The organism is Adlercreutzia caecimuris B7, assembly GCF_000403355.2.
Classification (GTDB): Bacteria; Actinomycetota; Coriobacteriia; order Coriobacteriales; family Eggerthellaceae; genus Adlercreutzia; species Adlercreutzia caecimuris.
In genome coordinates this window covers 1778908-1801714 of record NZ_KE159646.1, presented here as the reverse complement: position 1 = coordinate 1801714, position 22807 = coordinate 1778908, and the positions used below count along the sequence as shown (strand labels likewise).

Below are 22807 nucleotides of genomic sequence, written 5' to 3'. Positions count from 1 at the left end.
AGATGCAAATGCCTTACAACATCTACGAAACTGCCCGCCTCATTCAGGCGGTCGAGGGGATCAACCCGGCGGACTCGTTCCTGCGCGACCGCTACTTCCCCTCCAACGGCACCGCCGACATCTTCAACAGCGAGAAGGTGCTCTGCGAGTACAAGGACGGCGACATGCGCGTGGCGCCCATCATCCTGCAGCGCCAAGGCGGCATCGCGCTCTCGCGCACGGCCGCCCGCATGTTCGAGTACGAGCCGCCCACCGTCGCCCCCAAGCGCCCCCTGACCCTCGACGAGGTGAAGGTTCGCGGCTTCGGCGAGGCGCTCTACGGCGACAAGTCGCCCGCGCAGCGCGCCCAGATCATGGTGATGCAGGACCTCATCGAGCTCGACAACTCCATCACCCGCCGCGAGGAGGTCATGGCTGCGTCCACCCTCCTGAACAACGGCTGCACCATGAAAGCGATCGGCGACGACGCGAGCAAGTTCGAGGAGTACGAGGTGCGCTTCTACGAGGGCGACGTCAACCCCGCCTCCTACGCCGTGGCGAAGAAGTGGGACGACCCCGACGCCGACATCCTCGGCGACCTGAACGCCATGGCCTCGATGCTGACCCGTCGCGGCCTCGCCGCATCCGACTTCGTGTGCGCGCCCGACGTCGCCGACTCGGTGCTGAACAACAACGGCGTGCAGCGCATGCTCGACAACCGCCGCATCGAGATCGGCACCGCCGCCCCGAAGCTCGAGGCCACGGGCGCCGCTGTGGTGTGCCAGCTCAACGTGCGCGGCCGCATCATCAGCATCATCAGCTACGATCAGGTCTACACGGACAGCGACGGCTCCACCAAGCAGTACATCCCCGCCGGCTGCGGCTCCATGACCGCGCCGAACGCCGGGCACACCGTCTACGGCGCCGTGACGCAGGTCGAGCAGTCCGACGGCGAGATGCACACCTACGCGAAGAGCCGCGTGCCGAAGTACATCGCGGACGCCAACGCCGACACCCGCGAGCTGCGCCTTACCGCCCGCCCGCTGTGCCTGCCCTACAACCGCGACCCGTTCATCTCGGCGAAGAGCCTGACGAGCGAGTAGGCCGGAGAGGACAGGAGGGAAACCATGATCCAGATCACCAACGTGGGCACCTTCGGCCGCCGCGTGGGGGCGAAGGTCGTCCCCACGACGGCCGCCGACGGCCCGTTCGAGACGGACAAGGCGACCGAGGCCATGCTCGTGGCCCAAGGCGTCGCCGAGTACGTCGATCCGACCGCAGCCGCCGCGAACGCTTCCCAGACGCAGCAGGCGGCTCCGGTCAGCTACGACCGCATGCGGAAGCAGGAGCTCTTCGACCTCGCGAAAGATCGCGGCCTCTACAACGGCCAATACGACGACATCGCGGGCAAGAAGCTCATCGAGCTCCTGAAAACGTCCGATGAGGGCGCGTCTGACGGCCGAACGGACGACGACCCGACCACGAACCCGGAAAACGGGCAAACGGCCGCCACAGGCGACGAGAACGGCCAATCCGGCGAAATCGACCCTGAAACCGCCGAAAACGGCGAAAACGGAGCCGAAAACGGCGGGAATGACGCCGGAAGCGACGGTTCGGACCCCGCTGGCGACCCCGATGGCGCCGGGTCCGAGGGCGAGGACGGCGAGCAGCCTCCGGTCATCGACGCCGAGGGCGTCGTCGAATGACGGCGTTCAAGGAGCTCGTGGAGGCCGACCGCTCCCGCGTGTTCCTGTCCCCTGATGACTTCGGCGAGGAGCACACCGTAGACGACGTGCTCCTCACCTGCGTGCTCGACACCGACGTGCGGTCGACCCGCGCCCCGGAGCTCGGGGTGGAGTCCGGCGACGTGCGCCTGTTCGCCGCCGCCGAGGAGATCGGCCAGCGGCGCGAGGCCGGCGACGTCATGGACGTGGACGGGTCGCTCTACACGATCACCTCGTGGCAGGAGGACATGGGCGTCGCCCAAGTGTCGCTCTCGAGCGCGCGATCCGCCTACTAGCAAGCGAAAGGAGGTCGCAGCCGTGACCGTGACAGAGGGAATACACGCCCTCGCGAAGTGGCTCGAGAGCGAGGTGTGCCCGCACATCAAGCTCAAGGTGCCGTCGAACGAGAGGCAGACCGCAGCCTACGACTACCAGCTGGCGAACCCGTCAGTGCACAAGATGTACGCGCCGCCGGCGAAGCTCGCGCAGCAGGTCAACCGGGAGATATGCCCGGGCATTCTCGTCCACCTCGTCAACGGCCGCGACATGCCGCGCGAGAGCGCCCGCGACTTGAGGTTCCGGCTCCTGCTGAGCGTATGGAACCCCGGCCTCCACGCCGAGGACGCGGGCGCCGACGCCGCTCCGTTCGAGGCCAACGCCGACGGATGGAACGACGTGTGGAACTTCATGGACCTGCTGCTGCAGCGCCTCCGCAACGCGGAGCAGATAGGCGAGGTCCTCCGGGTCAAGGCCGAGGAGGGCTTCGACTACAAGCCCTACCAAGAGGACGGCGCCATCATCGACTTCTACCCGTTCTACTTCGCCGAGCTCGAGTTCTCGTGCGCGATGGCGCAGGCCCCGCCGTCGAAATACTACGCCGAGGAATACCTGTAAACGACTACGCGCCGCCCGGACCCGGGCGGCGCCTTGCATCTAGGAGGTGCAGCAAATGGCAGAATACAAGCATGGCGTGTACGGCAACCTCTCCGACTCCGTGGTGGAGTCGATGGTCACCGTCTCCACCGTGCCGGTCTACTTCGGGACCGCGCCCGTCAACCTCGTGCGCGGCTACGCGGAGGCCGACATCGTGAACGCGCCGGTGCGCCTGACGTCGCTAAGCGACGCCCGCGCCCGCATGGGCGACTCCTCCGACTGGGAGGCGTTCACGCTCTGCGAGGCCATCGCGGCGCACTACAACACCACCGCCGAGGCGGTCGGCCCCATCTACTTCGTCAACGTGCTCGATCCCGACAAGCACCGAGCGAAGAAAGAGACCGTGGAGGTCATCGGCCTCGTGAACGGCACGGCGTCGTTCGCCACGGACCGCGCGATCCTCGACACGATCACGATCGCGGCCGAGGGCGCAGACGAGGGCGCCCAGCCCTACGCCGAGGGCGCCGACTACACCCTCGCCTACAACCACAACGCCGGCAAGGTGGTCATCACCGCCAAAGAGGGCGGCGCGATGGCCGACGGCAACATCGCGGTCAGCTTCTTCGAGGTGACCCCGGAGGCCATCACCTCCGAGGACATCATCGGATACACCTCCGACGACGGCCAGTACTTCGGCATCGACGCGCTGCAGCTGCTGTATCAGGAGCAGTTCGTCGTCCCGAACCTGCTCGCCGCGCCGGGTTGGACCGACGACCCGGAGGTGTACTCGCGCCTCGTCAAGGTGGCGCAGAAGATCAACGGCCACTGGGACGCGTTCGTGGTAGCCGACCTCCCGCTGCAGGACGGCAAGAGCGCCGTGGACACCATCGACAAGGCGATCGCATGGAAGGACGACAACGCCTACGACTCGGAGCGCTCGGCGGTGTGCTGGCCGCAGGTGAGCGACTACACCGGCCGCGTGTTCCACCTGTCCACCCTCTACGTGGTCGAGTCCCTGCGCGCCGACAACGACAACGACGGCGTGCCGTTCGAGTCCTGCTCGAACAAGGCGATACCGGTATGCCGCCAGCACTTCGGCGACGGCGTTCCCAATCGCGGCTTCGACCAAGTGAGGGCGAACGGCCTCAACGAGCGCGGCATCACCACCGCGATCGGATGGGCCGGCGAGTGGGTGCTGTGGGGTCCGCACACCGCAGCCTACCGCTTCGGGTCCACGACGATGGACGCCCGCTCCATCTTCGCCACGGCCATCCGCATGCTCTTCCACATCACCAACTACTTCCAGCTGGAATGGGCGACGACGATCGACGAGCCGATGACCCGCGCGCTGCAGGACCGCATCATCAACCGCGAGCAGGCAAAGCTCGACGGCTACGTGACGCAGGGCGCCCTGCTCGGCAAGCCCACGGTCGTGTTCGACCAAGCGAACAACCCCGACTCCTCCATCATGGAGGGCGACTTCCGCTGGGACATCTCCGTCACCCCGACGCCGCCGCTCAAGTCCGCGAGCGTCTACGTCGCCTACACCGACGAGGGTTTCAGCGCCTACTTCGAGGACGGTGAGTAGACATGCCGAAGTACCTAGACCTGCGCGGCCCCATCGCCGCGTGCACCATCTACGCCGGCGGCGAGCTCGTCGCCCGCGACGTCACCGTCACCCTGCCGGCCGTCACCCCGACCACCGGCGAGCTCAAGGGCATGGGCACCATCGAGATGCCGAACCCGACGCAGCTCGAGGCCATGGAGCTGGCGCTCACAAAGCAGGGCATCGACCGCGAGCTCGGGAAGCTCGCGAACATGAAGGCCCAGGACATCGAGGTCCGCTGGGTCCAAGACGTCATGAAGAGCGACGGCACCACGGCCCCCGAGGGATGCAAGGCGTTCATGCGCGCAATCTCCAAGGGGCTGCCGGGGCTGTCCGTGGAGCCGGGCAGCGTGTCCGAGAACGAGATGACGTTCTCGGTGCTGCGCTACCAGCTCTTCGTCGGCGGCAAGGAGATCGTGCTCGCCGACAAGCTCAACGCCATCCTGCGCGCGAACGGAAAGAACTACACGTCGGGCATCGACTCGCTGCTGTAGCGCGCAAAGGAAAAGAACCGACCGACGAGGGCGCGGGACGATCCCGCGCCCTCCTCTTTTTTCAGGAGGGAAACCATGCAAGGAAAGCTCGAACTGCACGCACCAATCGAGATCGACGGCAACGAGGTCTCGGAGCTCACCTACGACCCGAGCCAGATCACCATCACGCAATTCGCCGCCGCCGAGGCCGCCGCGAAGAAGAAAGCGGCGAACCTCGTGGCTATCGCCGAGTTCGACTACACGTTCCACTTCTACCTCGGCGCGTACTCGATCATTGCCGCCAATCCCAGCATTGACGTAACCGACCTCGAGCGCATCAAGGGCCTCGACATCATGCAGCTCATCGAGGTGGGCCGTTTTTTCACTATGAGGTCGGACGAGCAAGAGGACGGCAAATCCGACGAGCAGCCCGCGACTACTCCCGAGAGTTCTCAACTTCCATCCACGACATCAACCGCATGCGCCTCCTCGACTTCCTCACCGACTACGGCGAGGCCGTAGAGGAATCGAAGGAGCGCCGCAAGGCGCACGAGGCCGAGATAGCAAAGGCCCGGCGCAAGACGAAAAGACCCAAGCGCAGGAGGTGAACACATGGCAGGCGGCAAGACCCTCGAGCAGGTGATCGCCATCGCCGGCAAGCTGGAGCCGTCGCTCCAGCAGTCGATCGGCAAGGCCGACAAGCTCACGAGCGGCATGGGCAGCAAGCTCAAGAAAACCGCCGCCATCACCGCAGGCGCTTTCGCGGCGGTGGGCACGGCTGCGGCCGCCGCCGCCGTGGCCGGCGGCAAGTACCTGCTCGACCTCGGCACGAAGTTCGACGAGTCGGCCGACACGATCCGGATAGGGACGGGCGCCACCGGCGACGCCCTCGCCGCGCTGCAGGCCGACTGCGACGCGGTGTACAAGGCGATACCGGGCGAGCTGGAGGGCGCATCGACCGCCATCGCCGACTTCAACACGCGCCTCGGCCTCACGGGCGAGCCGCTGCAGAAGCTCTCGATCCAAGCGAACCAAGTCTGCGACATGCTCGGCGAGGACCTTCCGACCGTCATCGAGAGCTCGTCGCAGGCGTTCCAGCAGTGGGGCCTGTCCGAGGACGAGATGTCGGGCAAGATGGACTACCTGTTCAAGGTGTCGCAATCGACCGGCATCGGGTTCAACGACCTCGCGACCAAGATGCAGAAGTACGGCGCGCAGCTCCAAGAGCTCGGCTTCGACTTCGACCACGCGAGCGCCCTCATGGGCCAGCTCGAGAAAGCCGGCGTCAACACCGACGAGGTGCTCGGCGCGCTCAAGAAGTCGGTCACCACCATGGCCCAAGACGGCCTGTCGGCCTCCGAGGGCATCGCCAAGTACACCGAAGAGATCAAGAACGCGGCCACCGCCGAGGAGGCCGCGACGATCGCGGCCGAGGTGTTCGGCTCCCGCGCGGGATCGACGCTGGCGTCGGCGATCCGCGACGGCACGCTGTCGGTGGAGGACCTCACGGCAGAGCTGCAGGCCAACGGCGAGACGATCAGCGGCGCCGCCGAGGACACCTACGACTTCGCCGAGCGGCTCGAGATGTTCAAGCACACCGCCGAGGTGGCGCTCAAGCCGCTGGCCAACACGGTGTTCGACTCGCTGAACGCGCTGATGCCGATCGCCGCGCAGGCGATCGAGGCGTTCCTGCCGGTGATCGAGAACGTGGCCTCGTCGGCCGCCCCGGTCATCGAGCAGATCGTGTCGGTCGTCTCGCAGGGCCTCGAGCAGATGACGCCCATGATCGTCGAGTTCGGCGCGCAGGTGGGGCCGATGCTCTCCGAGCTGGTGAGCTCGCTGCTCCCGCCGCTGATGGACCTCATCATGCAGCTCTTGCCGATCATCATGCAGATCATATCGGCGGTGCTGCCGGTGGTGACGACGCTGCTCTCGGCGCTCATGCCGATCATATCCTCGGTGGTGAGCGTCATCGGGAGCCTGCTCTCGGCGCTCATGCCGATCCTCGACCCGCTCCTGCAGATCGTCCAGATGCTCCTGCCGCCGATCGCCGGCCTCATCACGGGCATCATGGCCGTGCTCCAGCCGGTCATCGGGGTCATCGAGGGCATCGCCGGCGCGATCGGCACGCTCGTGGGGTGGATCAGCCAAGTGATCGACCTCGCCGGGCAGGCCGCGAGCGCCCTCGGCGGCATCGGCGACTTCATAGGCGGCGGCATCGGCGGGCTGCTCGGCTTCGCCACGGGCGGCTTCACCAACGGCCTCGCCATCGTCGGCGAGGACCCGCGCTACCCGACGGAGGCCGTCATCAGCTTCAACCCGGCCTACCGCGCCCAGAACCTCAAGTACTGGCGCATGGCCGGCGCGATGCTCGGCGCCGCCGGCGGCTCGACGGTTCCCGTCTACGGCTACGCCGCAGGAGGGTTCACCGGCGAGGTCGGCACGTCGCTCTTCAGCTCCGATTACGGGCTGTCGGGCGGTGCCGTCGTGGACTCGACGACGTACGACCTGTCCGGCCTGACGTTCTCCCCGCAGGTGAACATCAGGGGCAACGCCGACGCCGAGAGCGTCCTGTCGGCCGTGCGCGAGCTCGAGCCGGAGTTCGTCGACCTGATCCTTGACGCGATATCGAAGAGGGAGGAGGGCGCATATGCCTAACGCAACGGCCACGGTGGTCGGCTACGAGGACTACGTGGCGCGCCAGAACGACTCCTTCGACCTGCTGGCGCTCCAAGCCTACGGCGAGGAGCGCATGGCCCACATCATCGCCAAGGCAAACCGCGAATACGTGGGCGTGCTCCTGTTCGAGGGCGGCGAGCGGCTGCGCATCCCGATCGTCGAGAAGGTCGAGACGCCCGAGACGCTCCCGCCGTGGAGGCGATGACCCATGTCGACGCTTTCAGTGAAATACCAAGGGGCGGAGATATACGACAAGGTGAGCGTCGCCCGATGCTGGCACGACATGAGCGCATGGGGCGCCCTCGACGAGCTCACCATAACCTTCGGCGACACCGACAACCTCTGGGACGGATGGGCGCCGAAGGACGACGACGTGATAGAGGTTTCCGACGGAGCGGCCCGCACGGGGAAGATGTACGTGCGCGACGTCGCGCCGAGATCGTCGGCCATGGACATACGCGCCTACCCGGTGCCGCACGCCATGCGCGAGGCGAAGTGCCGCTCGTGGGAGTCCATACGCCTGCACCAGCTCATCGCGCAGGTGGCGCAGGAGGCCGGGATGTCCTACGAGACCTACGGCCTCGCCAACAGCCTCTACGCCTACGTCGAGCAGCGCAACGAGAGCGACCTCGCGTTCCTCTCGAAGCGCCTGACCTACGAGGGCGCGTCCCTCATCGCTTTCGACGGCAAGCTCATCGCCTACTCCGGCGCGTGGGCGGAGTCGCAAAGCCCGGTGAAGCGCCTCGAGATAGCCCCGGGCAAAGACTACGAGTTCGAGGACTTCACCGCCCGCGCATACGGATCGTGCCTCGTCACCGACGGCTCGACGAGCGCGACGTTCTCCGCCGGCCAAGGCCGGCAGCTCAAGCGCGTGCTCGACGACCGCATAACCGACCTCGCCGAGGCGACCCGCTTCGCGCGCGGACTGCTGCGCGAGGCGAACCGCGAGGTGGCCACGATCAGGCTGCGCACCGACACGCTCCTGCGCGAGTGGGCGCCCGGATCGGTTCTCGAGATAGACGCTCCGGCAGCGGCGTCGTGGGACGGCAGGGCGTTCGTCTCGCGGCTCCGGCATGACTACTTCGACTCCCGCTCGAAGATATGGATGACCAAGATGCTAGGAGGCTACTGATGGGCGTATACCTCGCAACCGTCTCGAGCATCGACAGCTTGGACGAGAACGGCAACCCCGCCACGGCGCGCGTGCTCCCGCACACCGCCGGCGGCGTCGTGACGATGCCCTTCGCGGTCTACTGGCCCCTGCGCGCCGGCGACGGCGCGGTCTCCGAGGGCGACGAGGTCATATGCCTGCAGCTCGACGACGGCAGCGGGCTGATCCTGTCGCGCCCCGACGGGACGTTCACCCAGACGATCGGCGGCACGACCGCCGCGCAGGGCGACTTCACTGCAGCGGGCGCATCGCTCAAAGGACACACGTACGCAGGGGCGCACGGCGAGACCGCGCCGCCCACGGCATAGGGAAGGAGGACCGGCCGATGGCTATCCAGATAACGTGGCACTCGTTCAAGTGGGGCTTCGATACCGGCTGCATCCGGTCGGTCGAGGACCTATCGACGAGCCGCTCCATCAACGTGGAGCGCAACCAAGACAAAGAGGGCGAGCCAGCGACGCAGACCGTGGCGCTCGAGCTCGCCTCCCTGTCGTTCTCCTACACGGTGTCGGCCGCTGCCGGCGGCAGCCCCCGCAAGGAGTTCGAGGCCATAAACGACTGCCCGGGCGTGCACGCGCCGCTCTACCTGAACGGCTCGAAGTTCATCGCCAACGAGATGATGCTCAAGTCGGTGGACGCGTCCGACTGGGTGCTCGACGCGAAGGGCCGCCCCACGTCGGTGCGCATCTCGGTGAAGTTCGAGGAGTACGCGGTGGACGCATCGGGGCTGAAGCTGCAGAAGGTGGAGCGCAAGAGCGCCCTGCGGCCCGGCGTGCGGACGCAGCCCAAGGCGACGAGCGCGCTGTCCGTGGGCGCCACGAGCGCCCAGAAAGCGTCCAAGGCAAAGACCAACAAGCAGATGAAAGGGTGGAAATGATGCTCGCACAGGGCAACAGCGACCCGCGCGTATGCGCGCTGAACCTGCTGCGGACCATCCGTGGCGAGGTTCCCCTCGAGCGCACCAAGGGAATCGACCGCGAGCACATCGACAAGCCCATCACGCAATCCGACGAGCTCAAGGCCGACGCCGAATGGGTGCTCGAGACCTACGAGCCTCGCCTATCGGGCGAGGAGATCGCGCTTCTGGCGGCCGACGCCGCCGGCGGCGATTACGCGCTCGAGGCGAGCGTGCGGTGAAGGGAGGCAGCATGGAGCAGATAGAAGTGGGGTCCACGGACCTCATCGTTTCGGACTCCGGGTCGATATACGACGCGACGATAGGAGCCCTAGAGCAGGCGGTCGCAGAGCCGCTCTACCCCGGCGACGAGCGCCGAATCTTCGGCGAGGGCATGGCCGCCGTGCTCTCCCGCGTCCACGGGACGATCCAAGACGCGGCCCAGCAGGTCATGCTGCGCTACGCGCGGGGCGAGGTCCTCGACGCGCTCGGCGCGCGCCTGCGCGTCTTTCGCCTCGACGGCGACGCGGCGCGCACGGTGCTTCGCTTCACGCTCGGCGCCCCGCAGGCGCTCTCCGTAGCCATCCCCGAGGGGACCAAAGCGACGCCCGACGGGAGCGTCTACTTCGCGACCGACGAGACCGCCGTCATCGAGGCGGGCGCGACATCGGTCGACGTGCCGGCGTCATGCACCGAGGTGGGCGCGGCGGCGAACGGCTACGGCACCGACGCGATCACGACGATGGTCGACCTCATCCCGTACGTGTCAAAGGTCACCAACGTCACCACGTCAGAGGGCGGCGACGACGGCGAGCCGTACACGGTGGCCGGCGACGACCGCTTCCGCGAGCGCATCCTGCTCGCGCCGTCGCACCTATCGACGGCGGGGCCGGAGAAGGGCTACGTCTACTACGCGAAGAGCGCCGACGCCGGCATATCCGACGTCGCAGCCATGAGCGAGACCGAGTGGATGAGCCGCGAGCTCCCGGTCTCGGCGGGACGCGCCTACATCGGCGGCGAGCTGCTGATCCCCGAGACGCTCACGATCAACGGGCAGGCTGACGGCTTCGAGTACGACTACGAGGACCACCTCCTCACGATCCGGCTCGGCCCGGAGCTCGCCGATGCCGATACCGTCCTCGCCCGATGGCAGCACAAGATGGACGGCCGCGTGCGCATCATCGTGCTCATGGAGGGCGGGGGCTACCCCGACGAGGACACCCTCGAGAAGGTCCGGGCGGCCGTGTCGGCCTCCGACGTGCGCCCCCTCACCGACGTCGTGGACGTTGACGGACCCGAGCTCGTGCCCTACGACATCGAGCTGGAGTACTGGACGACGCCCGAGGACGAGGCGACGGTGGTGCGGAGCGTCGAGGGCGCAGGCGGCGCGATCGAGCGCTACATCTACGAGCAAGGCTCTGTCCTCGGGCGCAACATCAACCCCGACATGCTCGAGAGCTACATCATGCGCCCCGACTGGGACGACTCGCTCAAGGGCGCCATCCGGGTCGACATGACGTCACCGCAGCACCTCGAGCTCGAGGGCGACGAGGCGGCGTGCTTCTCCGGCAACATCAAGGTCACCCATCACGTCACGACCAAGGCGCGGTGGTCCACATGGACCTAACGAACTGCCAAGTGGTGAGGATGCTGCCGACGTGGATGCAGGACGACCGCGCCGTGGGGGCGTTCGCCTCGGTGGTCGATGCGGCCGCCGCGCAGGCGCACGGGCGCGCGCAGGTGCTCACCCAGTGGGACAAGATCGACGAGCTGCCCGAGGACGTCCTCGACGAGCTCGCGTGGGCGCTCGACATCAGCTGGTGGGACTCCGAGGCGTCCATCGAGACCAAGCGCGCCCTCATCAAGGACTCCGACTACGTGCACTCGAAGCTCGGCACCGTCGCCGCCATGGAGAACGTCGCGCGGGCATACCTCGGCGACGGCGAGGTGCTCGAGTGGTTCGACTACGGCGGCCACCCGCACAACTTCAAGATAGCGACCGGCAACCTGCCGATGCTGCAGGCGAACCAAGCGCGCCTGCTGGACCGGCTCATGCAGGCGAAGCGCCACTCCTCGAAGCTCGAGAGCATCCTCGTGCTCCTCACCGGCGACGTCCCGCTGTGCAGCGGGACCGGCTTCCGGGAGTCCACCCACGGCGTCCACTTCGCCGCGCGCGAGGGCGCGTGGGCGTTCGCAGGCGTCGGGATGGGCGGGGCCGACAGCTACGAGGTGTGCATGATCCCGTGGCAGAAGCTCGACGTCCCCGCGCGGGGCGGTCAGGCGCACCGCATATCAGACCACACGACGCTCGTGATGCTGCCCGTATGGCGCATCCCGGCTCGGACATATTCAGGGCAGGCCGTAGGCGAGCACGATCGCGTGGTGATCCGAATGATGTCGGCGGGAGCCGACGACGAAAACGAAAGGAGCGAGTAATGGCGGAATTCAACAACTCGGCGATGACGCGCTGGGGAAACATGGCGGCCGCGCAGGCGCTCGCGGGTAAGAAGCTCGTATTCACCCGCATCGCTTTCGGCGACGGCTACGTTCCCGACACGACGTCGCCAGAGGAAATGACGGACCTTGTGCACACCTGCGCGAGCTTCGCCGTGACGCGCGTCAAGGTGCACCCGGAGAACACCGCGACGATCGGCGGCACCTACATCAACGACGAGCTGGAGCACGGCTACTGGTGGAGGGAGGTGGGCCTGTTCGCGATCATGCCGGAAACCGGGGAGGAAATCCTGTTCTCCTACGCCAACGCCGGCGAATACGCCGAGTGGATACCGGCATCCGACGGCACCACCGTGTTCGAGAAGCGCATGGACCTGTTCGTGTACGTCGGCAGCAAGGCGTCCGTCGAGCTCAAGGTCCTCCCCGACTCGTTCATCACCACCGAGCAGCTCACGGAGGAGCTCGATGCCGTCTGGAAGGTCCTCACCTTCATGGAGAACGGCCCGTTCCTCGAGGCCATCGGCATGGGCGGCGGAACCTCCGGCGACGGCATAGGCCAGCCGACGTACCTGCCCGACGAGCCGTTCCTGTCCCTGCTAGGCATGCTCGGCGAGAACACCTCGTCGAACCTGCAAGCGACCATCCCCGGCAAGCCCGAATAGAAAGGAGCCACCATGGCTGACGAGACCACCACCCCCGAGGGCACCGAGACCGAGACGCCCGACACCCCCTCGACCCCGACCGCCCCGGACACCGAGGCGCCCGTGTTCGACCCGACCCGCACGCCGGTGTCGGTGGCGAACATGCAGGCGTACGAGAAGCAGAACAAGACCCGGTTCGAGCAGCTCGAGCAGCGCGACTACGACGGGCGCAACCTCTCGGAGGTTTTCGCGCTCGAGATCGTGGGCTACACCGACGACGCCGCGTGGTTCAACGCGCGCATCAAGGCCGGCAACTTCGACGGCATCTACGTCAAGGACTACTTCGACATCAAGCTCAGCGACGGCAAGGTGATGCGCTACCGCATCGGCGCGATCGACCCCTACCTCAACTGCTGCGACGAGGAGATCACCGACCACCACGTCATGATGGTGCCCGACACCGTATGGCCGGACAGCGTGGTCTGGAACACCACGAACAACAACAACGGCAACGCCTCCGAGAAGCACCCCTACCTCGCGAGCAACCTCCACAAGTGGCTGAACCAGACCTTCTTCCCGCTGCTCCCGCAGAAGTGGAAGAATGTCATCGCGAACCACCGCACGCTGCTCGAGGAGCGCTACAGCTCCACGGCGGCCCTCACCGAATCGACCACGTGGTCGTGGGCCGACATGGGCAAGGTCTGGGCGCTCTCCGAGACCGAGGTCTACGGCTTCAACGTCTGGGGCAACGGCTACAGCGTGGGCATGGACTGCCACTTCCCAATCTTCCCGGACACCGCCTCCCGCATCCGCCGGAACCCCGACGGGGACCGCTTCATCTGGTGGCTGCGCGGCGCTCATTCGGGGAATTCCGCGTCCGCGTGCGGCGTCAACGGCACCGGCAATGCCTACACCAACACCACCTCGCACACCGGGGTGCGCCCGCTGCCCTGCTTCCGTGTCGGCGTGTAGCGCCGACACACACCGGCTATGAACGGCCGCCGCGTCATGCGGCGGCCTATCCGTCCCACGAGAGGAGGACCGCGTGAGCGGAGTGTACGAGAGCGACCGCAAGCCGTCGCCGTGCGACCACATGGCGCTCGCGCGGTCGATCCGCATCGAGATGACGGCCCTGATGGCGTCCGAGAAAGTGGTGCCGAAGAAGCACCGCCTGCTGCTGTCGGTCCCGACGATCGCGACGGCCCGCGAGCTCGTGAACAACGTCGAGACGGCCGAGGCGTTCTACCCATCGACCGCCCACGGCGTGCTGTGGCGCAAGCACTACCTGACGCTCGCGATCGCGAACTGCTACCAGCTGACCCAAGACCTCCAAGTGGTGAAGGACCTCGGCCTGCCGGTCAACCTGAACCGCTACGAGAAGATCGCCGGGATGCTCGGCAAGGAGCTCGACACGCTCACCTCGCGCAAGCGCAACACCAAGCTCACCGGCAGCGCCGGCATCGACGAGCGGATCGCGAAGCTGCGCTACGACCTCGCCGAGCTCGAGGAGATCGCCTCCGACCTTCCGGTGCCGTGACATGCGGTGCTGGTTGCAGCTTGACCCACGCTTCAACTGGTGGCTGCGCGGCGCTAATTCGGGGAATTCCACGAACGCGTGCAACGTCAACGGCAACGGCAATGCCAACAACAACAACACCTCGAACACCGGGGTGCGCCCGCTGCCCTGATTCCTCTATCGGCCAGACCGAGTAGGCGGCGAACCGCCGCCGAAAGCCGTGCCTCAAAGGAAGGAAGCTGCAACCATCGGCGCATATCGCCGTAAATATGCACCCCGCGAGGAGCGGCGAACGCTGCTTGCATGGCGGCGCCCTCGGGCGCTCGGCGCCGTTTCATGCCGCCACCTCAAAGCAACTGTCCGAGCGTCCATTGAGAGTTGTGCGGGGTGCCCTATGAAATCAGAAGAACGCCGCGCGATCCGCCGCGCCAGACGAGAGGAGAAGCGCCGGCGCAAGCGCGAGGAGCGCGCGAGGGAGTGCACGCTGGAGAAGGTCGCAGACCTGAACAGCCTCTACAAGGCGCAGCGCGAAGCCGCTCGCGGCGTCGGGTGGAAAGCGAGCACCCAGCGCTACCAGTGGCACTGGCTCCTCAAGATCGCGGGCGCCCGCAAGGCCCTGCTGGCCGGCGAGGAGATATGCCGGGGCTTCCACGAGTTCGACATCACGGAGCGCGGCAAGCCGCGCCATATATCCTCGGTGCACTTCTCCGAGCGCGTGGTGCAGAAGTCCCTCACGCAGAACGTGCTGGTGCCCGCGATAGTGCCGAGCCTCATCCTCGACAACACCGCGAACATCAAGGGGCGGGGCACGGCGTTCGCGATCGAGCGCACGAAGATGTACCTCGCGCGGCACTACGCCGCCCACGGCGCCGACGGCTACGTGCTGCAGGGCGACTTCAGCAACTACTTCGGGTCGATCCCCCATGCGGGGGTGTTCGACCTGCTCGAGCGCCACGTGACCGACCCCGGCGCGAGGGCGCTCGCCCGCCACATGGTCGAGGTTCAGGGCGAGGTCGGGCTGGGTCTGGGAAGCGAGCCGAACCAGATATACGCCGTCTCGTACCCCAACCCGCTCGACCACTTCATCGCCGAGTGCTGCGGGGTCGGGGCGTACGTCCGGTACATGGACGACTTCATCATCATCCACCCGGACAAGTCCGACCTGTGGGCCATCGCGGCCGCGCTCTATGACATGACGCGCCAGATGGGCCTCGTGTTCCACCCGAAGAAAACGCACGTCACGAAGCTGACGCGCGGCTTCGTGTTCCTAAAGAAGAAGTTCACCTACGACCGACAGACCGGAGGGGTGGTGGTCCGCCCATGCAGGGAGTCCGTGACACGAGAGCGCCGCCGCATCAAGCGGCAGGCGGGGCTGGTCGCCTCCGGGAAGATGACCGCCGAGCAGCTCAACCAAGCCTACCAGTCGTGGCGCGGGTCGCTGACCGACCTGAACGCGCACCGCACCAAGCTCGGCATGGATGCGCTCTTCGCATCCCTGACACACGGCGCAACCGGGAGGGCGGCCGCATGGCCGCCCCCTGATGGCGAAATGCAAACCGGCCCCGGAGGGGCCACGCAAGCGAAAGGAGCAAGCGAATGGACGAACTGAACAACGGCCTGCAGGCGCAGACCAACGAGATGCGCATCCTGCTCGAGCAGGCCGGCGACATCGCCGGCAAGCGCGCGGCGGGCATCATCGACGACGCCGAGCGCATCGAGCTGGAGGCGCGCCGGATGGCCTGCCTGACGGTCATCGCGCGCAACGATGCCGGCGAGCTCGTGTCCGAGGCGGAGTTCGAGGCGATCCTCGAGGAGAAGCGCGAGCAGGCGGCGCTCCCCACGCAGGAGGAGCAGAACGCAGCCGACATCGCCTACCTGATGATGACGGGAGGTGAGTGGGATGTCTAAGACCAAGGCCACCGACCATTCCCCGCGCTTCGCGCTCATCTCCGGCTTCTACAAGCGCGGAACGTGGAGCAAGAAGCAGGTGGAGAAAGCGGCCGAGCTCGGCCACATCACCGCCGAGGAGCTCGCCGAGATCGTCGGCGACGACGCCGAGTAGCCCCCGCACCGCGAAGCGAGAGGGGGTGAACTATGGAACAGGCAGCGACCGCCTACATCGAAGGACTGACCGCCGCGACAGACGGCCCCATGTGGGTGTTCGCCATCGGCGTTCTGGCCATCTTCGCGGTGGTGCTCATCAAGGCGTTCCCCATGTACCGCGAGTTCAAGACGCGGCAGCTCGACATCGAGGCCGAGCGCGAGAAGCGCAAGGCCGAAGAGGCGCGCATGCGCGACGAGCGCGAGCGCGAGAACGCCGCAATCGCCGCGCGGCAGGTCGAGGCGCAGGAGCGCTCGACCGCCGCGATGAACGCCATGACCGCCCAGATGGCCGTCATGGAATCGCGCATCGAGCTGAGCCAGCAGGGCTCGGCGACCATGCAGAACAAGGTGGACGGCATCGCCGTGGAGGTCCACGACATCCACACCGCGATCGTCCACGGCTAACGAAAGGAGCCAACAATGAACGGAATCGAGGCAATCGCGCTGCTCGTCACGGCACTGGTGGTGCCGTACGTCGTGGCGCTCATCAAGAACAAGACGCTGACGGGCAACAAGGCCCGCTGGATCGCCATCGGCGTGTCGGTTCTGGCCGGCGTCGTCACGGCGTTCGTGTCCGGCATCCCGGCGGACCCCATCGCGTGGATCACCTGCATCGTGGCCGCCATCGGCGCCGTGCAGCTCGCCTACTCGGCATTCAAGTCCGTGGGAATCACCTGCGGATGGCTCGACGCCCTGCAGGGCATCGCCAAGGACAGCGACGACCCGCTGGTGGCCGCCAAGAACCAGTCCATGAAGGACACCGCCGAGAACGCCGCAAAGCACGCCAAGAAGAACAACTAGGGCAACGGGGCGCACCGGCGGCACGTCCCGCCGGTGCCCTATTAAGGAGCGAACATGGCTAAAGAGGACTTCATAGCCAGCATCGCGCCGATCGTGCAGCGCTACGCCCCCGACTACGGCATCCTGTGCCCGTCGGCGGTCATCGCGCAGGCGATCAACGAGAGCGGCTGGGGCGAGAGCAAGCTCGCCTCCAAGTATCACAACTACTTCGGTATGAAGTGCGGGACCAAATGGACCGGCCCCAGCGTGAATATGTCAACGCAGGAGGAGTACCAGCCCGGCACGCTCACCACCATCTCGGACAACTTCCGGGTCTACGGCTCGATGGACGAGGGCGTGCGCGGCTACTTCGAGTTCATCCAGCTCGCGCGCTACCAGAACCTGCGCGGCATCACCGACCCGCGCACATACCTCCAGACCATCAAAGACGACGGGTACGCGACCAGCTCGGCGTACGTCGCCAACTGCATGGCTCTGGTGGACCAGTACGGCCTCACGGCCTACGACACGGGAGAAAGCGAGGGAAGCATGGCTGTATATCTTGCGCAGGCGTCCTGCGACGAGAACGGCAAGTACGTCGGCGGGCAGGCCGGCAACCAGAGCGGGTCGGAGCTCAGCATCCGCGCGTACTACGCGTCGAGCTCGAACCCGTGGAAATGCTACCGGCCGAAAGACGCGACGGTGGCTAAGAAGATCGCCGAGAACGCGTCCGGCGCGGTTGCGAACCGCAACATCGGATACGACCAGAACGAGCGCAACACCATCCGCACCAAGGCGCAGAAGGTGAACCTCGTGCTGGCGGCCATCAACGAGGCCTGCGAGTGCGACTGCATGTCGCTCGCCGGCGAGTGCGCGATATGCGCCGGCGCGTCCGACGCGATCCTGTTCGCCGGCGGCAACCTTCCGTGGACCGGCAACGCCCACGCGAAGCTGCTCGAGACCGGCATGTTCGACTACAAGGGCTCCGGCCTCGCCGAGTCCCAGCTGTGCGTGGGCGACATCCTCGTCCGCGACGGCCACGCCGTCATCGTGGTTTCGGGCAAGGCCGCGACCGGAAGCGCGCCGACCCAGACGGTCGTGTCCGGCTCCATCGAGGAGCTGGCGCGCGCTATCTGGACCGGACGCATCACCGCGACCGGCGAGGAGCGCCGCAAGCTGCTCGGCGACAAGTACGACGCCGTGCAGGCGAAGATTCAGGAGCTCTACTACGGCGGCAAGCCCGTCGAATCGACGCCGACGGCCACGAAGCCGGCATCGAACACCATCCGCCCCGGCACCTACAAGGTGCTCGTCAACGGCCTGCGCGTCCGCAGCGCGCCGCGCCTCGGAAACGACACCGACACCGGCAAGCACTACGACGCAGGCGAGCTCATCTACTCGGTGGCCTCCGACATCGTGGAGGCCGACGGCTGGTGGTGGGCGCACTACTCCTCGTACAGCGGCAAGACCCGCTACGTGGCGATGTCGTCCACCGACGGCACGAAGAAGTACCTCGCCATGGTCTAAGGGCGAGGCGACACGCAATGCACTACGGGGCCGCCCTTCGGGGCGGCCCTTCTGCGTTCTACGGAGGGATCATGGAACCGACTTTTCAGACGATGCAGGGGGACTGCATCGAGATTATGCGCACTCTTCCCGACGCATCGGTGGACCTCGTGCTCGCCGATCCGCCCTACAACATCAAGGTGCGGGGCGAGGAGTGGGATAACCTCGGCGCAGGCTATATCGACTGGATGATCGAGTGGCTGCTGGAGGCTCAGCGCGTCCTGAAGCCGAACGGCGTGCTCTACATATGGCACAACGACATGCCCCAGATAGCCCGCCTACTGGTGGCGATGGAGCAGCGCACCAACTTCGCGCTCATGTCGTTCTGCGTGTGGGACAAGGGGCAGTACCGCGCCCAGTCGTGGAAGAACCGCGACCCCGACTCCGACACGGCGCCCCGCTCGTGGTTCAACGTGTGCGAGTACTGCATGCACTTCTTCAATGCGCCGAAGGACGCGGACAGCGCATGGAAGCACACCGGGCTGGACCGCATCAACTCGAACCCGGAATGCTACCGGCCGATAAAGGACTGGTACTACGCCGAGCTCGAGCGCCTCGGGATAACCGAGGAGGACGTGGTGGAGAAGTACCGGCAGGCGACCGGCAAGAGCGGCGCCATGTTCCGGCACTACTTCAAGGACTCGCAATTCGCAATCCCCACCGAAGCGGTCTGGCAGGCGGCGTTCGAGCCGCTGGGCTTCGACGCGACGCCCCTGCTCGACCTCGTGAAAAAACCTCACGGGGGGGGGGTCGCTCACAGACGAGTCCGCCGCAGGAGGATACGACGCCCTGCGCCGCAGCTACGACACGATGCGGGAAAGCTACGAAGCTATGAGGGAGGGGTACGAAGCGCGGCGCCAGTCCTACGAGGAAATGCGCAACTACCACCGCTGCGATCCGGAGCACAGCAACGTCTGGCGCATCAACACGCTCTCCGGCTCCGATCGCATCCACATATGCCAGAAGCCGGACGGCATACTCGCCCGGATCATCCGGGTGAGCTGCAGGCCCGGCGGCGTGGTGCTCGATCCCTTCATGGGGTCAGGCTCCACGGGCGTGGCCTGCGCGCACGAGAAGCGATCGTTCATCGGCATCGAGCGCGACGACCGCTACTTCCAGCCGGCCACCGATGCCATCCAGCGCGCCTACAACCAAGGCGTGCTCGACCTCTGGCAATAGAAAAGCCCCCGCCATCACGGCGGGGGCTTTTTCCTGCTCCTACCACTCGCCCTCCCACGCTTCGCGCGGAGCGTAGGGGTTCTCATGTCGTGGCGCCGGGTTGCAGGCGAGCCAGATCGTGTCGGCTCCATCGTTGCTCTCGCACCGCGTCGCCGTCGCGATGACCTCAGCCAGCGGCCAGTTCTGCTGGTGGGCCATACGGATGGGCAGCTCCCCAAGCCCGCATTCCACCATCTCGTCCAGCAGGTCGCGCAGCTCTTCGACGGTTCCGAATGCCATGGCGACCACCTACTCCGGAAGGGTGAACGCCACGTCGGCGTCGCCCACGTAAAGATGGAACTCGAACTCGCAGCACCCGGTCGCCATCGCCGACGCGATCACCTCGCCGTCGCTGCATGAAATCTCGGTGACCTCCGGATCGGCGAGCTGTGCGCACCTAATGACGGCATCAAGCGGGCTGAGGGCAATCTCGGTGCGCTCATACGACGGGCCGGTCATGGTGTTCTCGCTGCGGTCGAAATCGTAGAACTCGACGATGTACTGCATGATGTGCATCCCTTCTCTCGGGTTTTACACATCCGATGTATATCCAAATGCGCAATATCGCAATTTTGATAAGCGTGGTGGCGATTGTACAAATTTTGCAAGTCAGGCTCTTTACGCGGGTGGCTGGAAAATGAAACGTAAAGGATCCTATGAAAAGGACTACAATTATTGGTGGTACGCGAAGACGACGCAATCTAAGAGTTGGGTCAACGTGGTAGGGTTGGGTTCTTTTGCCAGACTAAGTCATCGATGCTCAATGCTTAATAATGTCTGGAAGCTACGGCTTGGCGATATGTTACAAGTGCAGCCGCAAGGGTCGAAGGTGAAGACGCATACTATGATGGTATCGTATGTAAAAAATGGAGAGCCCTACTTTACGTATCGTTCAAAGAGTAGCTATCGGGTTTCGCTGAGCACGGTTTTAAAGAAATATCCTGGAGCGAAGTTTTTCGCATATGATATCCAATAATGTTTGCGGCTGAAAGGGCAAAGGCTTAGGTTTGTGGCAGAGAGAGCGGGAGAATGGTGGCGAAGTGAGATCAAAGAGAAAAAGGCATTTTACTATCGATCATCTTTCCCCCATTGCGCTCGTTGCTGTCTTCGCTTCCTTGGTTCTTGTTGTTATGTGGGTGCTGCTTTCGGTCCCCATTGTGAACAGTGAAGAGGACTGTGTTGGAGGGCCTCGCACAATAGTAGAGTGGATAGAATGGTCTGGCGAATGCGCTAATGATCAACAAAACGCTCGAACTAATTCAATCGAAGCACATGGGTCCATATGATGGTCTCCTTTGCTGCGGGTGTCGGCCTGCGCAAGGATGGTGTTTGTGCGCGACATGCCTCCAGCGGCCGACACAACAGCCATAAGGCGGCGCTTAATTTTGGCTGCGGCCGCGGTTTTCGCCTTGGCCGGGCTGCGCGAGTGCGTGGCGGCACGTGGGGAGGTGCGCAGATGCCCGCAGGGGATTATCTCAATCGGCATTTATGAAGCCGATGCTGGCAGTGGTTCTTTCGCTTGCCGCATCTGCCGCAATGGCAACTGAAGCTTATGGAGCGACGCTATTTACGTATAAAGGCACGGGGATTCAAAACTTGGCGTCGAAGAATGAAAAGCAGGTAGTGTCACGAAAGTTGGTGTAGCGCCCCGATCGGCGAGGGCGGTCGCAGACTGTCCGAGCCGATCGGGAACATCGCCAGAGAACCCCATTCTACACTATCGTCAGGCCGCCCTCCTCTCGCATCCCTCGTCGGCAAGGACCACCGTTATTATGCGGGCGGCGTGCTCGGCTGCGGTGCCGTCGTAGGACGGGGCGGGCGCCGGGGCCCATTTTGAGCGGTCCTCGTAGGCCTCCGCGATGGAGTCGCCGTCGAACCACCGGCGGCACGCCCACTCCTCGTCCATCTCGGAGAGGACGGCGCCGATGAGCCTGATCAGGGACTTCCTGGACGGGAACACCTGCACCACGCGGGCGCGGCGCTTGATCTCGCGGTTGGCGCGCTCCTGCACGTTGTTGGTGCGCAGGCGGCGCCGGTGCGCCGGAGGGAAGTCCAGGTGGGCCAGCGCGTCCGGCTCGGCCTCCTCCAGGAGATCCCCCACCGCCGCGTTGGCGGCGCCCAGCTCCCCGGCGGCCAGGTGGTAGAGCTCCCGCACCAGGTCGGGGTCGCTCTCCGCGAACACGGCCGAGAGCACCGAGCCGATCAGGCGCCTCTCCCGCCTGTTTCGCCCGAGCGCGCAGGCGTTGCGCTCCAGGTGGACGATGCAGCGCTGCCACGCGGCGCCCGGGAACACCTCCTCTATCGCGCGGCGCAGGCCCGCGTGGGCGTCGGAGGTGACGCAGAGCACCCCGGCGACGCCGCGCTCCCGCAGCGAGAGCAGGAAGGACCGCCACGAGGCGTAGTCCTCGGCGTCCACGGCCTCCAGGCCCAGGAGGGCCCGGTGGCCCGTGTCGGCCGCTCCGATGGCGGTGGCCACCGCGCAGCTGGACACGTGGCCGCCGTCGCGGCACTTGACGTAGGTCGCGTCTATCCAGAGATACGGGAACCGCACGCCCCCGAAGGAGCGCTCCCGCAGGTCGGAGACGGTCGCGTCCAGCGCCTCGCAGATGCGGGACACCTGGCTGGCGCTCATGCGGTCGGCTCCGAGCGTGCGGGCGACCCGCTCGACCTTGCGCGTGGAGACGCCGCTCGCCACCATCTCGGCCACCGCCGCCACGACCGCCCGGTCGACCCTGCTGTAGCGGTCGATGAGGTCGTTCGGGAAGAACGTCCCGCGCCTGAGCTTGGGTATCCTGAGCGTGATCGGCCCCACGCTCGTGAGCAGGCGGCGCTCGCGGTAGCCGTTGCGCTGGTTGCCCTCGGCGCAGGCGTCGTCGGCCTGGGCGTCCATCACCTCGTTGACGAGCGCCTCCGCGAGCGTGCGCACGAGCTCGTTCAGGTTGACCATGCCGTCGTCGAATCTGGGAATCTCGGGCATCGGCCCCTGCAAAGCTGGTAAAGTGTCCATTGCGGTCATCGCCTTTCTCGAATCGTTTACTTCGCAATAAAGGATTCTAGCGATGGCCGTTTCTCATTGGCCGGCTATTCGGCCGGAGAAACGATCGTTACACCAACATTCGGCACACGATC

31 protein-coding genes and 1 pseudogene are annotated in these 22807 nt (G+C 65.8%); 28 read left to right on the top strand and 4 right to left on the bottom strand.

Annotation, left to right across the window (positions count from 1 at the left end; translation table 11 throughout):
- Positions 1 to 8: 8 nt before the first annotated feature.
- The 26 genes and pseudogenes from C811_RS11245 to C811_RS17270 form a co-directional block, all read left to right on the top strand.
- Positions 9 to 1082, top strand: coding sequence for a major capsid protein (locus tag C811_RS11245; protein WP_016309731.1), 1074 nt, complete (start codon positions 9 to 11; stop codon positions 1080 to 1082).
- 24 nt (positions 1083 to 1106) lie between these two features.
- Positions 1107 to 1685 carry a hypothetical protein gene (locus C811_RS11240; protein ID WP_016309730.1) on the top strand — a complete coding sequence of 193 codons (579 nt, stop codon included), beginning with the start codon at positions 1107 to 1109 and terminating at the stop codon, positions 1683 to 1685.
- Positions 1682 to 1999, top strand: a complete 318-nt coding sequence (locus C811_RS11235) for a hypothetical protein (RefSeq protein WP_016309729.1) — start codon at positions 1682 to 1684, stop codon at positions 1997 to 1999. Before C811_RS11240 ends, C811_RS11235 begins: the two co-directional genes overlap by 4 nt.
- A 22-nt stretch (positions 2000 to 2021) precedes the next feature.
- Positions 2022 to 2597 (top strand): hypothetical protein, encoded by a 576-nt coding sequence (locus tag C811_RS11230; RefSeq protein ID WP_016309728.1) that lies wholly within the window; start codon positions 2022 to 2024, stop codon positions 2595 to 2597.
- A 55-nt stretch (positions 2598 to 2652) separates the two neighbouring features.
- On the top strand, positions 2653 to 4164 hold the full coding sequence (locus tag C811_RS11225) for a phage tail sheath family protein (RefSeq protein WP_016309727.1): 1512 nt from the start codon (positions 2653 to 2655) through the stop codon (positions 4162 to 4164).
- A 2-nt stretch (positions 4165 to 4166) separates the two neighbouring features.
- Positions 4167 to 4676, top strand: a complete 510-nt coding sequence (locus C811_RS11220; protein ID WP_016309726.1) for a phage major tail tube protein — start codon at positions 4167 to 4169, stop codon at positions 4674 to 4676.
- A gap of 75 nt (positions 4677 to 4751) precedes the next feature.
- Positions 4752 to 5177, top strand: coding sequence for a hypothetical protein (locus C811_RS11215; RefSeq protein ID WP_016309725.1), 426 nt, complete (start codon positions 4752 to 4754; stop codon positions 5175 to 5177).
- Between the two features lie 90 nt (positions 5178 to 5267).
- The gene (locus C811_RS11210) at positions 5268 to 7313 is read left to right on the top strand and encodes a phage tail tape measure protein (protein WP_016309724.1); all 2046 of its coding nucleotides are present in this window, start codon (positions 5268 to 5270) and stop codon (positions 7311 to 7313) included.
- A complete protein-coding gene (locus C811_RS11205) occupies positions 7306 to 7539 on the top strand; it encodes a tail protein X (protein WP_016309723.1) in 234 nt (77 codons plus the stop codon). Before C811_RS11210 ends, C811_RS11205 begins: the two co-directional genes overlap by 8 nt.
- Before the next feature lie 3 nt (positions 7540 to 7542).
- Positions 7543 to 8466, top strand: a complete 924-nt coding sequence (locus C811_RS11200) for a phage late control D family protein (RefSeq protein ID WP_016309722.1) — start codon at positions 7543 to 7545, stop codon at positions 8464 to 8466.
- Positions 8466 to 8813 (top strand): hypothetical protein, encoded by a 348-nt coding sequence (locus tag C811_RS16925; RefSeq protein ID WP_016309721.1) that lies wholly within the window; start codon positions 8466 to 8468, stop codon positions 8811 to 8813. The genes C811_RS11200 and C811_RS16925 overlap by 1 nt, the downstream gene beginning before the upstream one ends.
- 17 nt (positions 8814 to 8830) lie before the next feature.
- Positions 8831 to 9382, top strand: a complete 552-nt coding sequence (locus C811_RS11190; protein ID WP_016309720.1) for a phage tail protein — start codon at positions 8831 to 8833, stop codon at positions 9380 to 9382.
- Complete coding sequence (locus C811_RS11185; RefSeq protein WP_016309719.1) at positions 9379 to 9642, top strand: hypothetical protein; 264 nt, start codon at positions 9379 to 9381, stop codon at positions 9640 to 9642. Before C811_RS11190 ends, C811_RS11185 begins: the two co-directional genes overlap by 4 nt.
- 11 nt (positions 9643 to 9653) lie before the next feature.
- Positions 9654 to 11027 (top strand): baseplate J/gp47 family protein, encoded by a 1374-nt coding sequence (locus C811_RS11180; RefSeq protein ID WP_016309718.1) that lies wholly within the window; start codon positions 9654 to 9656, stop codon positions 11025 to 11027.
- On the top strand, positions 11018 to 11836 hold the full coding sequence (locus tag C811_RS15880; RefSeq protein WP_016309717.1) for a phage tail protein I: 819 nt from the start codon (positions 11018 to 11020) through the stop codon (positions 11834 to 11836). Before C811_RS11180 ends, C811_RS15880 begins: the two co-directional genes overlap by 10 nt.
- Positions 11836 to 12516, top strand: coding sequence for a phage tail-collar fiber domain-containing protein (locus C811_RS11170; protein WP_016309716.1), 681 nt, complete (start codon positions 11836 to 11838; stop codon positions 12514 to 12516). The genes C811_RS15880 and C811_RS11170 overlap by 1 nt, the downstream gene beginning before the upstream one ends.
- Before the next feature lie 12 nt (positions 12517 to 12528).
- On the top strand, positions 12529 to 13467 hold the full coding sequence (locus C811_RS11165; protein WP_016309715.1) for a DUF6273 domain-containing protein: 939 nt from the start codon (positions 12529 to 12531) through the stop codon (positions 13465 to 13467).
- A 73-nt stretch (positions 13468 to 13540) separates the two neighbouring features.
- Entirely contained in the window at positions 13541 to 14032 is a 492-nt protein-coding gene (locus tag C811_RS11160; protein ID WP_016309714.1) for a hypothetical protein, read from the top strand.
- A 1-nt stretch (position 14033) separates the two neighbouring features.
- Entirely contained in the window at positions 14034 to 14183 is a 150-nt protein-coding gene (locus C811_RS16600; RefSeq protein ID WP_022926537.1) for a DUF6273 domain-containing protein, read from the top strand.
- A gap of 222 nt (positions 14184 to 14405) precedes the next feature.
- A complete protein-coding gene (locus C811_RS11155) occupies positions 14406 to 15620 on the top strand; it encodes an RNA-directed DNA polymerase (RefSeq protein ID WP_016309713.1) in 1215 nt (404 codons plus the stop codon).
- Entirely contained in the window at positions 15608 to 15919 is a 312-nt protein-coding gene (locus tag C811_RS11150) for a hypothetical protein (protein ID WP_016309712.1), read from the top strand. The genes C811_RS11155 and C811_RS11150 overlap by 13 nt, the downstream gene beginning before the upstream one ends.
- Positions 15912 to 16073 (top strand): XkdX family protein, encoded by a 162-nt coding sequence (locus tag C811_RS16265; protein WP_016309711.1) that lies wholly within the window; start codon positions 15912 to 15914, stop codon positions 16071 to 16073. Before C811_RS11150 ends, C811_RS16265 begins: the two co-directional genes overlap by 8 nt.
- Positions 16074 to 16105: 32 nt before the next feature.
- Positions 16106 to 16519, top strand: a complete 414-nt coding sequence (locus C811_RS11145; protein ID WP_016309710.1) for a hypothetical protein — start codon at positions 16106 to 16108, stop codon at positions 16517 to 16519.
- Positions 16520 to 16534: 15 nt separating this feature from the next.
- Positions 16535 to 16915, top strand: coding sequence for a hypothetical protein (locus C811_RS11140; RefSeq protein WP_016309709.1), 381 nt, complete (start codon positions 16535 to 16537; stop codon positions 16913 to 16915).
- A gap of 54 nt (positions 16916 to 16969) precedes the next feature.
- On the top strand, positions 16970 to 18421 hold the full coding sequence (locus C811_RS15875; protein ID WP_016309708.1) for a glycoside hydrolase family 73 protein: 1452 nt from the start codon (positions 16970 to 16972) through the stop codon (positions 18419 to 18421).
- 17 nt (positions 18422 to 18438) lie between these two features.
- Positions 18439 to 18756: pseudogene (locus C811_RS17270) on the top strand (DNA methyltransferase); the annotation flags it as partial.
- On the opposite strand, the gene C811_RS16920 reads toward C811_RS17270, so the two are convergent.
- Positions 18702 to 18890 carry a hypothetical protein gene (locus C811_RS16920; protein WP_022926536.1) on the bottom strand — a complete coding sequence of 63 codons (189 nt, stop codon included), beginning with the start codon at positions 18888 to 18890 and terminating at the stop codon, positions 18702 to 18704. The pseudogene C811_RS17270 and the gene C811_RS16920 overlap by 55 nt on opposite strands.
- 380 nt (positions 18891 to 19270) lie before the next feature.
- On the opposite strand from C811_RS16920, the gene C811_RS11130 reads away from it, so the two are divergent.
- On the top strand, positions 19271 to 19639 hold the full coding sequence (locus tag C811_RS11130) for a DNA methyltransferase (RefSeq protein WP_022926535.1): 369 nt from the start codon (positions 19271 to 19273) through the stop codon (positions 19637 to 19639).
- A 39-nt stretch (positions 19640 to 19678) separates the two neighbouring features.
- Here the strand turns inward: C811_RS11130 and C811_RS11125 are convergent, their stop codons facing one another.
- Together C811_RS11125 and C811_RS11120 are read right to left on the bottom strand one after the other, a co-directional pair.
- Entirely contained in the window at positions 19679 to 19918 is a 240-nt protein-coding gene (locus C811_RS11125) for a hypothetical protein (RefSeq protein ID WP_016309706.1), read from the bottom strand.
- 9 nt (positions 19919 to 19927) lie between these two features.
- The gene (locus C811_RS11120; RefSeq protein WP_016309705.1) at positions 19928 to 20185 is read right to left on the bottom strand and encodes a hypothetical protein; all 258 of its coding nucleotides are present in this window, start codon (positions 20183 to 20185) and stop codon (positions 19928 to 19930) included.
- Between C811_RS11120 and C811_RS17265 the strand changes: the two genes are divergently transcribed.
- Positions 20175 to 20654 (top strand): amidase domain-containing protein, encoded by a 480-nt coding sequence (locus tag C811_RS17265; protein WP_084811489.1) that lies wholly within the window; start codon positions 20175 to 20177, stop codon positions 20652 to 20654. The genes C811_RS11120 and C811_RS17265 overlap by 11 nt on opposite strands.
- Before the next feature lie 747 nt (positions 20655 to 21401).
- On the opposite strand, the gene C811_RS11115 is transcribed toward C811_RS17265, so the two are convergent.
- On the bottom strand, positions 21402 to 22685 hold the full coding sequence (locus tag C811_RS11115; RefSeq protein ID WP_022926507.1) for an IS256 family transposase: 1284 nt from the start codon (positions 22683 to 22685) through the stop codon (positions 21402 to 21404).
- Positions 22686 to 22807: the final 122 nt, after the last annotated feature.

Coding starts and splice junctions, on each gene's coding strand:
- C811_RS11245 (WP_016309731.1), top strand. CDS start 9: ATGCCTTACAACATCTACGAAACTGCCCGCCTCATTCAGGCGGTCGAG.
- C811_RS11240 (WP_016309730.1), top strand. CDS start 1,107: ATGATCCAGATCACCAACGTGGGCACCTTCGGCCGCCGCGTGGGGGCG.
- C811_RS11235 (WP_016309729.1), top strand. CDS start 1,682: ATGACGGCGTTCAAGGAGCTCGTGGAGGCCGACCGCTCCCGCGTGTTC.
- C811_RS11225 (WP_016309727.1), top strand. CDS start 2,653: ATGGCAGAATACAAGCATGGCGTGTACGGCAACCTCTCCGACTCCGTG.
- C811_RS11220 (WP_016309726.1), top strand. CDS start 4,167: ATGCCGAAGTACCTAGACCTGCGCGGCCCCATCGCCGCGTGCACCATC.
- C811_RS11215 (WP_016309725.1), top strand. CDS start 4,752: ATGCAAGGAAAGCTCGAACTGCACGCACCAATCGAGATCGACGGCAAC.
- C811_RS11210 (WP_016309724.1), top strand. CDS start 5,268: ATGGCAGGCGGCAAGACCCTCGAGCAGGTGATCGCCATCGCCGGCAAG.
- C811_RS11205 (WP_016309723.1), top strand. CDS start 7,306: ATGCCTAACGCAACGGCCACGGTGGTCGGCTACGAGGACTACGTGGCG.
- C811_RS11200 (WP_016309722.1), top strand. CDS start 7,543: ATGTCGACGCTTTCAGTGAAATACCAAGGGGCGGAGATATACGACAAG.
- C811_RS16925 (WP_016309721.1), top strand. CDS start 8,466: ATGGGCGTATACCTCGCAACCGTCTCGAGCATCGACAGCTTGGACGAG.
- C811_RS11190 (WP_016309720.1), top strand. CDS start 8,831: ATGGCTATCCAGATAACGTGGCACTCGTTCAAGTGGGGCTTCGATACC.
- C811_RS11185 (WP_016309719.1), top strand. CDS start 9,379: ATGATGCTCGCACAGGGCAACAGCGACCCGCGCGTATGCGCGCTGAAC.
- C811_RS11180 (WP_016309718.1), top strand. CDS start 9,654: ATGGAGCAGATAGAAGTGGGGTCCACGGACCTCATCGTTTCGGACTCC.
- C811_RS15880 (WP_016309717.1), top strand. CDS start 11,018: ATGGACCTAACGAACTGCCAAGTGGTGAGGATGCTGCCGACGTGGATG.
- C811_RS11170 (WP_016309716.1), top strand. CDS start 11,836: ATGGCGGAATTCAACAACTCGGCGATGACGCGCTGGGGAAACATGGCG.
- C811_RS11165 (WP_016309715.1), top strand. CDS start 12,529: ATGGCTGACGAGACCACCACCCCCGAGGGCACCGAGACCGAGACGCCC.
- C811_RS16600 (WP_022926537.1), top strand. CDS start 14,034: ATGCGGTGCTGGTTGCAGCTTGACCCACGCTTCAACTGGTGGCTGCGC.
- C811_RS11155 (WP_016309713.1), top strand. CDS start 14,406: ATGAAATCAGAAGAACGCCGCGCGATCCGCCGCGCCAGACGAGAGGAG.
- C811_RS11150 (WP_016309712.1), top strand. CDS start 15,608: ATGGACGAACTGAACAACGGCCTGCAGGCGCAGACCAACGAGATGCGC.
- C811_RS16265 (WP_016309711.1), top strand. CDS start 15,912: ATGTCTAAGACCAAGGCCACCGACCATTCCCCGCGCTTCGCGCTCATC.
- C811_RS11145 (WP_016309710.1), top strand. CDS start 16,106: ATGGAACAGGCAGCGACCGCCTACATCGAAGGACTGACCGCCGCGACA.
- C811_RS11140 (WP_016309709.1), top strand. CDS start 16,535: ATGAACGGAATCGAGGCAATCGCGCTGCTCGTCACGGCACTGGTGGTG.
- C811_RS15875 (WP_016309708.1), top strand. CDS start 16,970: ATGGCTAAAGAGGACTTCATAGCCAGCATCGCGCCGATCGTGCAGCGC.
- C811_RS16920 (WP_022926536.1), bottom strand. CDS start 18,890: ATGCAGTACTCGCACACGTTGAACCACGAGCGGGGCGCCGTGTCGGAG.
- C811_RS11130 (WP_022926535.1), top strand. CDS start 19,271: ATGCGGGAAAGCTACGAAGCTATGAGGGAGGGGTACGAAGCGCGGCGC.
- C811_RS11125 (WP_016309706.1), bottom strand. CDS start 19,918: ATGGCATTCGGAACCGTCGAAGAGCTGCGCGACCTGCTGGACGAGATG.
- C811_RS17265 (WP_084811489.1), top strand. CDS start 20,175: ATGTACTGCATGATGTGCATCCCTTCTCTCGGGTTTTACACATCCGAT.
- C811_RS11120 (WP_016309705.1), bottom strand. CDS start 20,185: ATGCAGTACATCGTCGAGTTCTACGATTTCGACCGCAGCGAGAACACC.
- C811_RS11115 (WP_022926507.1), bottom strand. CDS start 22,685: ATGGACACTTTACCAGCTTTGCAGGGGCCGATGCCCGAGATTCCCAGA.